Genomic DNA, 965 nt, shown 5'->3' with positions numbered 1-965 from the left:
TCGTCGCACCAGACACCGCTGCCAACGTACCGGTCGTAATTGTGGCTCCAAGAACCGCGTCTAGGGTTCCACCTGTAATCGTAGCACCCGAGACAGCAACTGTTCCGCTGGATATTGCGACTGTACCTCCAGACAACGCTACGGTGCCTCCAGTAATTGTCGCTCCGAGAATCGCAGTTATTGTCCCTGCCGTAATTGTCGCTCCTGACACCGCCGCCAACGTACCGGTCGTGATCGTTGCTCCTAGTACTGCGTTCAAAGTTCCGCCTGTGATCGTCGCTCCTGACACCGCTACCGTTCCACCCGATATCGCTACTGTTCCTCCGGATAAGGTCACTGTTCCACCTGACAAAGCCACAGTACCACCAGTGATTGTTGCACCAAGGATCGCAGTTATTGTCCCTGCTGTAATTGTCGCTCCTGACACCGCCGCCAACGTACCGGTTGTGATCGTCGCTCCAAGAACCGCGTTCAGGGTTCCACCTGTGATCGTCGCTCCAGACACCGCAACTGTTCCACTGGATATCGCTACTGTTCCTCCAGACACGGCCACAGTACCTCCGGTAATCGTAGCTCCTAAAATCGCAGTTATTGTCCCTGCTGTAATTGTCGCCCCTGACACCGCCGCCAACGTACCGGTTGTGATTGTTGCTCCCAGTACTGCGTCCAAGGTTCCGCCGGTAATTGTTGCTCCAGACACGGCCACCGTTCCCCCAGATATTGCGACGGTTCCTCCAGATAAGGTCACTGTTCCACCTGACAACGCTACGGTACCTCCGGTTATCGTAGCTCCGAGAATCGCAGTTATTGTCCCTGCTGTAATCGTTGCCCCTGACACCGCTGCCAATGTACCGGTCGTAATTGTGGCTCCAAGCACCGCGTTCAGGGTTCCACCTGTGATCGTTGCTCCTAGGATTGCAGTTATTGTCCCTGCCGTGATTGTTGCTCCCAGTACAGCGTCCAGA

General features: G+C 55.4%; 1 pseudogene. It reads right to left on the bottom strand.

The window, feature by feature from the left end:
• Nucleotides 1-965 (bottom strand): annotated as a pseudogene (locus tag TY10_RS31170) (S-layer family protein); the annotation flags it as partial.

The organism is Paenibacillus gorillae (genome assembly GCF_000513275.1).
Classification (GTDB): Bacteria; Bacillota; Bacilli; order Paenibacillales; family Paenibacillaceae; genus Pristimantibacillus; species Pristimantibacillus gorillae.
The sequence above is the reverse complement of the archived record's forward strand: the minus strand, read 5'-3'. Positions and strand labels throughout refer to the sequence as shown.